Annotated in this window: 4 protein-coding genes; 3 read left to right on the top strand and 1 reads right to left on the bottom strand. The window is 63.7% G+C overall.

Features of this window, described 5'->3' with window-relative positions; all coding sequences use genetic code 11:
* The first annotated feature begins 320 nt into the window (after nt 1-320).
* Entirely contained in the window at nt 321-1,151 is an 831-nt protein-coding gene (locus ACYVDK_RS02840) for a DUF4238 domain-containing protein (RefSeq protein ID WP_460517672.1), read from the top strand.
* 224 nt (nt 1,152-1,375) lie between these two features.
* Here ACYVDK_RS02840 and ACYVDK_RS02845 read toward each other — a convergent pair whose 3' ends face one another.
* Nucleotides 1,376-2,290, bottom strand: a complete 915-nt coding sequence (locus tag ACYVDK_RS02845) for a hypothetical protein (RefSeq protein ID WP_460517675.1) — start codon at nt 2,288-2,290, stop codon at nt 1,376-1,378.
* A gap of 287 nt (nt 2,291-2,577) precedes the next feature.
* Between ACYVDK_RS02845 and ACYVDK_RS02850 the strand changes: the two genes are divergently transcribed.
* Complete coding sequence (locus tag ACYVDK_RS02850; RefSeq protein WP_460517678.1) at nt 2,578-2,841, top strand: ribbon-helix-helix protein, CopG family; 264 nt, start codon at nt 2,578-2,580, stop codon at nt 2,839-2,841.
* Nucleotides 2,838-3,077, top strand: coding sequence for a toxin (locus ACYVDK_RS02855; RefSeq protein WP_460517681.1), 240 nt, complete (start codon nt 2,838-2,840; stop codon nt 3,075-3,077). Before ACYVDK_RS02850 ends, ACYVDK_RS02855 begins: the two co-directional genes overlap by 4 nt.
* Nucleotides 3,078-3,165 lie beyond the last annotated feature (88 nt).

The raw sequence follows: 3,165 nt of genomic DNA on the forward strand, positions 1-3,165 counted from the left end.
GATCAGATAGGCATTCTCCGTTTAACTCGCCGACCTCAACTCACCACCCATCGGTGGATCCGGGCTAAGCCCGTCTTTCGCGACAAGGGAGCGCAGGCGGACCGGCTTCCGGGCGTTAGCTTCGACTTGTGAAGGGGCGGAGCACTGTTCGCGTGGCTGCGGCCGTGGTGCTCGTGGCGACCACCTGCTGCGGGTGCACCCTCGGCACGTGCGCCGGTCCAGGACGCAGCGTCGTGGGCTCGTTACCGGCGTTGACAACCGCGGCGAGATACTCAAGGAGTGGCTACCCAGTACGAGCCTTCTCGCTGAGGAATCGAGCGATGGAGTCCGCCGTGAAGCAGCATCTGGTCTCCAAGGTCCTCCTGCAACGCTTCGCGGACGCGAGCGGCGAGCTCCAGTCGTACGACCTTGTGCACGGTCGTTCGCGGCCTCGGCACCCGTCGGCGATCGCCTGGCGTGACGACTTCGTCGATCACGAGCCGGCCACGCTCGAACAGCTCTGGTGGACGAACGAACGACACATGGCCGTCGCGCTTGACGCCGTCGAGGAAGGGACCGCGCTAAACGATCCGAAGACCACCACGACGCTGAAGCAGGCGATCGCGCTGCACTTCGTGCGTCGCTCCTACGTGAAGAAGTTGTTCGAGACTAACTTCGCACACGCCCGCGCAACCGTCACCGCTCCCATGGACTTCCCGTTCGACCGCGACGCCTTCCGCGCAGATGTGCAGGAACGCCTCGATGAGGTCGCGTCCGAGATCTTTGCGCTCGACCTGCGGAATCTCTATGCGAGAGTCGCCCAGCACGCCACCAGCAGCCGACTAGAGGTTGTGCACTCCGAAGCTCCACTGCTCATTTCGGACGTCGCCGTCCTCTCATTCAAAGGCGAGGGAGGTACCGGCTTCCTTCCTTTCGCTGAGGCATCCACTCACGTTCTGCCGGTGGGACGCCACCACCTCGTCGCACTTGGCCCAGCCGATGTGACCATTGAGCTGCCACCAACCAGGGCGGACCAGCTCAACGAACAGCAGATCCTTCATGCGGGCAGTCACGTGTTCTTCCACCCCGGCGACGACCTGCAAGGATTTGTCGGCACCGTCCGCGCCCGCAACGGCGCTGGCGAACAGCCACTCTCGCAGGCACGAGAATGAGGCTCCCGAACCTGCAGCCTCCGCCAACGGGCGTCGCTGAGCGCTGCATCGCGACCGCTGCGGTCGGCACCGAGATGCCAACTTGCTCGCTTGACCTGAGCCACCTCGTCGTGGCTGCCTCACCGCAGCCCGGGCAGCGCCGGCCTATCCCCTGCCGAGGGAGCGCTGACCGGACGCTACACACCCCCTGATGTAGACCATAGGATCGCTCGCGAACAGGCCGATTAGGCGGGTGCGTCGCCTGTGGCAGGGGAGTGACGTTCAACAAGCCGGTCTGTGAACCAGTCAACGAGGACGACTGCCGTGGTAACGGCGACGCGGGCTTCCTCTGGGGTAACCGCACCGGGCGCACTTGGCTGGCCACCGTGCCGGTCGTGTTGGCCGTGCCAAACGAGACGCATTAGCGAGACAACGACGTCTCCGGACGGAGACTTGGAGTGCTCACGGCCCATCGGCAGCTGCCAGTCGGCTTGGTCTTCTATTTGCTTGAGGACGGTTCCCAGTGTCGCACTGCCGTTAGCCGGGGAAACTACTGGAACCGCTGCATCCTCAATGGCCAGGATGGCCAAGCGGTATGCCTCGCTTGAGGACCCGTCTAGTCCGAAGAGCTCTTGCCATGCCTGAGCGAGGTGAATTCCTGCTTGACCGCTTCGAGCGATCACGCTGTCTCCGGCTGTCTGTACTCCAACCGCGACGCGACGGACAAGACCGGTCCGGCCAGCACGCTCGGCAACTTTCCATGCTGAATTGCTGCGCCAGAGCAACTCGCCTAGCGCTGCATGGTCGGCTCGATCGTTGTAGGCAAGGAGGTAGTCCGCGACTTGCAGCGGCATCGGATGCTTGCGCAGGATGGCGATTGCTTCGGCGAGCTGGCGACGGCCAGTCTGATTGCCCACGGCAGCGCGAAGATCCGGTAGTGGGATGCGCAGCGTTTGACACATATCTTCGGCGAGCTCGACATTGAGCATTGGGATGCGGCCGCTGCCATCCCCGAAAGTGCGGATCTGCGTCAGAGCACCTTGCACCCAGAGCCAGTATGGAGTGTCCATCCACGCAGGGATCCCGTCATGGAGGGCATCGTACGACGCTACGTCCTCATCGGTTTCCACGCCGAGCGGCCGCCAGCCTTCTTCGCTCACACTGACCAGTCTTTCAGGTCGAGAGGCCCGGGGGCCCCGGCGCAGTCCACCCGCGCGTTTGTCACTCTCGCTAGTGCGGCATCTCTTCGGCGTCGAGCCTCCTCCAACTACGTCGTGCCACAAGGGCTGAGCAGCAGACTGCCTATTGCGCCGTAGCGTTTGCCCGTAAGCCGGACGGCTTGCGGGAATGCTTGAGAGTGCCCGGTAGCGGATCCCCTTACGCGCACTTTGCGCGCGGAACACGGCCGGATCTGGACTCCACTGGGGTTTCGTCATACGTTAATGTCATGGGCGTGGAGGAGAGGATCAACGGGGTTCCGGTCACCGACGAGCAGATCGCGGCGTGGGCTATTGAGGCGGAGGTGGGTTACGACGTCGAGGCGTTGAAGAAGCGAGGTCGGGGGCGCCCCGGTCGCGGCGCGGAGCCATCACAGGTCGTCGCTCTTCGTCTGACGGCGGAGGAGCTCGCCGAGATCGATGCGCGTGCTGCCCGTGAAGGCAAGACGCGTTCGGACATCATCCGTGAGGCGTTGGCGGCGTCCGCCGCTTGAACGTTCATGACTCGGCTCTGAAGCACGGCATACATGCCCAGGACGCCATCCAGGCAGCGACCTGGGCGGTGTGGGTCGAAGACCTGGAAGAAGGCGATCCGTCTCGGCAGTTACGTCTCGGATTCGACACGCACGGTCGGCTGCTCGAGACGGTGGTGCTCACGTTCGACAGCGGCAACGAGTTGGTAATTCACGCGATGAAGGCACGGCCCCAGATGCTGGATCTGCTTCCGTAAGCACCCACGTTTGCCCACGTTTTGCCCGTTACGTTGTTCGTGCTCCTTGGGGCAGGCTCTGAGGGGTAGTGGCCTGTCGCGTCCGGCA

The sequence above is a fragment of the Humibacter antri genome, assembly GCF_054777235.1.

Coding starts and splice junctions, on each gene's coding strand:
- ACYVDK_RS02850 (WP_460517678.1), top strand. CDS start 2,578: ATGGGCGTGGAGGAGAGGATCAACGGGGTTCCGGTCACCGACGAGCAG.
- ACYVDK_RS02840 (WP_460517672.1), top strand. CDS start 321: ATGGAGTCCGCCGTGAAGCAGCATCTGGTCTCCAAGGTCCTCCTGCAA.